At 66.8% G+C, this 3,709-nt stretch carries 4 protein-coding genes and 1 pseudogene; 2 read left to right on the top strand and 3 right to left on the bottom strand.

The window, feature by feature from the left end; genetic code table 11:
• The 3 genes from GT354_RS03905 to ftsE all read right to left on the bottom strand — a co-directional run.
• Positions 1-233: hypothetical protein (locus tag GT354_RS03905; RefSeq protein WP_202511494.1), on the bottom strand; the 233-nt coding region annotated here is incomplete at its 3' end.
• A 286-nt stretch (positions 234-519) separates the two neighbouring features.
• A complete protein-coding gene (gene ftsX, locus GT354_RS03910; RefSeq protein WP_161354754.1) occupies positions 520-1,431 on the bottom strand; it encodes a permease-like cell division protein FtsX in 912 nt (303 codons plus the stop codon).
• A gap of 56 nt (positions 1,432-1,487) precedes the next feature.
• Positions 1,488-2,177, bottom strand: coding sequence for a cell division ATP-binding protein FtsE (gene ftsE / locus GT354_RS03915; protein ID WP_020553326.1), 690 nt, complete (start codon positions 2,175-2,177; stop codon positions 1,488-1,490).
• Between the two features lie 236 nt (positions 2,178-2,413).
• Between ftsE and GT354_RS03920 the strand changes: the two genes are divergently transcribed.
• Both GT354_RS03920 and GT354_RS03925 read left to right on the top strand, forming a co-directional pair.
• Positions 2,414-2,596: a hypothetical protein gene (locus GT354_RS03920; protein WP_161354755.1), complete on the top strand. Its 183-nt coding sequence runs from the start codon at positions 2,414-2,416 to the stop codon at positions 2,594-2,596.
• Between the two features lie 575 nt (positions 2,597-3,171).
• Positions 3,172-3,709 (top strand): annotated as a pseudogene (locus GT354_RS03925) (hypothetical protein); the annotation flags it as partial.

Genomic DNA, 3,709 nt, shown 5'->3' on the forward strand with positions numbered 1-3,709 from the left:
CGCGCGGCGGGCGCCGTCGCCTCCGCCTCGGCGAACCCGCGCTCGGCGGCGTCTACCCGGGCGAGCGAGGCGTCCAGGTCGGTTCGCATGTCCCGGGCCCGGGCGTCGGCCCGCTGTTTGTCCGCCCGTACGTCGTCGTCCCCGTCCGCATACGCGGGCACGAGCCCCGCCGCCGCACCCGTGACCACGACAAGGGCGAGGAGGCCGAGTCGCCCGGACCGATTTCTACGCATGATCACATCAGACGGAATAATGTGATCATTTTCCATCATCAACACCGGTATGGAAGTAATACGAACCCGATCGGACGTGCGCCCTGACGCCGTCGCCCGACGCGGCCGGCGGAGCGGAAACCGGCAGGAAAGCAGAGGACGGCCGCCCGGAACGCACGGCGGCCCCGCTTCGCCGAGGCGAAACGGGGCCGTGTGGAACCCGGCCGGGTGGAATCCCACCGTGCGAGACCCGACCGATGGAACCCGACCGCGCGGAATCCGAGCGTGCGGACCCGAGGAGACCGCGTCAGATCTTGAGGTACTTCAACAGCGTGAAGAAGGACGCGATCGCCGACATCAACACGCCGAAGATGATCAGCAGCGGGAACGTAGGCCACAACACCGGTCCCCAACCGATCAACTCGAACGCGTTGAACGACTGGCCGAAGCCCTTCTGGATGCCGAAGTGGAAGCCGAGACTGAGCAGACCCGTCGACAACAGGCCGCCCAGCAGACCCGCGATGGCGGATTCCAGGATGAACGGCAGTTGGATGTACAGATTCGACGCGCCGACGAGCCGCATGATGCCGGTTTCCCGCCGGCGGCTGAACGCGGAAACCCGGGCGGTGTTCACGATCAGCAGGATCGCCACCAACAGCATGAAGAACATGACGCCGATGGCGGCCCATTGAGCCTTTTCGAGCAGCTTGAAGAACGGTTGGAGGATCTTCCGCTGGTCCTGGACGGATTGGACCCCCGGTCGACCGTCGAAGGCGCTCGCGACCACCTGATACTTGGTCGGGTCCTTGAGCTTGACCCGGTAGGAATCCGGCATCTGGTCCGCGGTCACGGTCCCGGACAGCGGGGATTCCTTGTTCTGTTCCTTGAAGTGGTCGAACGCCTGCTGCTTGGTCTCGTAGTACGTCTTCTCGACCAAGGGCATCTTGGAGAGTTCGGCGTTGATCTCTTCGCGCTGGGTGTTGGTCGCCTCACCGCCGGTGCACCCCTTCAGCTTGGGGTCGCTCTTCCCGCACATGAAGATCGAGATCTCGACCTTCCCGTACCAGAAGTCCTTCATCTCATCGACCTGCCGCTGCACCAGCAGACCCGCTCCGGCCAGAGTGAGGGACAGCGCGACACTGACGATCACCGCGATCGTCATGGTCAGGTTCCGGCGGAGGCCGACTCCGATCTCCGAGAGGACGAACTGGGCGCGCATGATGTCCTAGTCGCTCAGGGCACGGCCCCGTGGCCGTACCGTTGTGGTCCGGCGGATCAGTGCTGGTAGCCGTAGACGCCGCGCGACTGGTCGCGAACGAGGCGGCCCTGCTCCAGTTCGATGACCCGCTTGCGCATCTGGTCCACGATGGCCTGGTCGTGCGTGGCCATCAGGATGGTGGTGCCCGTCCGGTTGATCCGGTCGAGCAGCTTCATGATGCCGACACTGTTCTGCGGGTCCAGGTTGCCGGTGGGCTCGTCCGCGATCAGGATCATCGGCCGGTTGACGAAGGCGCGGGCGATGGCCACACGCTGCTGCTCGCCACCGGAGAGTTCGCCGGGCATCCGGTCTTCCTTGCCGCCCAGGCCGACCAGGTCCAGGACCTCGGGAACCACCTTGCGGATGGTGCCGCGCGGCTTGCCGATGACCTCCAGGGCGAACGCGACGTTCTGGTAGACCGTTTTGTTCGGCAGCAGGCGGAAGTCCTGGAACACGGTGCCCACCTGGCGCCGCAACGCCGGCACCTTCCAGTTGGACAGTCGGCCGAGGTCCTTGCCCGCCACGAAGATGTTGCCTAGGGACGGCCGTTCCTCTTTCAGGACCAGCCGCAGGAAGGTCGACTTGCCCGAGCCCGAGGACCCGACGAGGAAGACGAACTCACCCTTCTCCACTTCGAGGGAGACGTCGTGCAACGCGGGGCGCGGCTGCTTCGGGTAGGTCTTGCTGACGTTGTCGAATCGGATCACGGTTGCATCACGGTGCGCCAGTGTAGGGGGCAGGGCATTACAGCGGGGGCACAGAGCAGGCCAAGGGACCCATCCGCCGGGAGCCGGGCGCCCAGGCTCGAACGGAGGGGTCGTCGGGCATGGCCATTCCTGGAGTGTAAGCGGCACAGTGGAAGGCGACGGGAACTTCCCACCACGTCGTGAGCGTTATGTCTGTCGATGCGTGATAGCGGAACAATCGAGGCGGAGGAGTCGAGATGACCGTGGACCGCCTGGTGTGCGCGAACTGTGCGGGCATCGTCGCAGAGGGTCGTTGCCCGGTGTGTCGGGCCAGTCGTCAACGCATGCAGCGCTCCGGTGGACTCAACCCGGCGATGCTCCTGGCAGTGGCGCTGCTCGTGGTGGCGTTCGTGGTCGTACTGGCTCGCCTGAGCGGCTGAGTCCCGCCGCGAAGAGCCGGCGGAGAGCCGGCGCGATCACCGAAGCACCTGCGTGATCACCAAAGCGCCTGCGTGATCAACGAAGACGCCGGGGAATCATCCGCGTGGCGGGCATCGCCGGTGGTGACCGCCTGTAGTACAGCTCACACAGCCCCATAGACGACACGAAGGCCCTGGGTGCCCCCAGGGCCTTCGCTTTGTTCGACGGCGTCCCGCGGACTCCGGAACCCGGGATCGGTCGTGGTCGGCAGCTGTCCGACGTGGACCGAACCGGGCGGGCGCCCCGTACCAGGCGTCGCAGCCGGACAGAAGCCCGACGTCGAACGCCGTTCCGCGGTGCCGCCCACCGTCTTCGGCCCCGAACCGACCGTTTCACAGACACACTCGCGATATTCGCGGTGCGCCCGGCTCGGGACGTTCGGACGGTGGATCAGTGCCCCGGAACCGCCGTGCCGGGGCACAAGTCTGCGAATCAGGCCGCTTCGGCCTGGGTACGACGCCGCAGCCGCGCGGGCAGCACGGTGAAGGTGAAACCACCGGCTGCCATCGCGGCGCCGCCGACGATCAGGAACGCCATGTTGGCGCCGGAACCGGTCGAAGCCAGTTCCTTGTCCTTCGCGACGTTGTTCTGCGTCGACGGGGCGGGCGTGTTGCTCTCGCCGCCACCGAAGTTGCGGACCGGCGCGTTCTGCTGGTCGGTACCGCTGCCGCTGGTCGTGCGGGTGTTGCCACCACTGCCACAGTTCAGGTCGAGACCGCCCGAGGCGTGGGTGGCGTCACACGTGTCGCCGCCGCCCGAGGAGCCCTTGGAGGCGCCGGACGTACCCGTCGTGCCGCTCGTGCTGCCCTTGGAGGCGTTGCCCGAGTTGCCGTTCGAGTTGCCGCGGGACGTGTTGCCGGTGTTACCGGTGGACGTGTTCCCGGAGTTGCCGTTCGACGTACCGGTGGACGTGCCGGCCGAGGTTCCGGCCGACGTGCCTGTCGAGGTACCGGTGGAGGTGCCGGCCGAGGTACCGGTCGACGTGCCCGCCGAGGTACCGGTGGACGTACCCGCCGACGTACCCGTGGAGGTGCCCGCCGACGTGCCCGTGGACGTACCGGTGGAGGTGCCCG

Source organism: Streptomyces sp. SID3343 (assembly GCF_009865215.1).
In the GTDB taxonomy this organism is placed as follows: Bacteria; Actinomycetota; Actinomycetes; order Streptomycetales; family Streptomycetaceae; genus Embleya.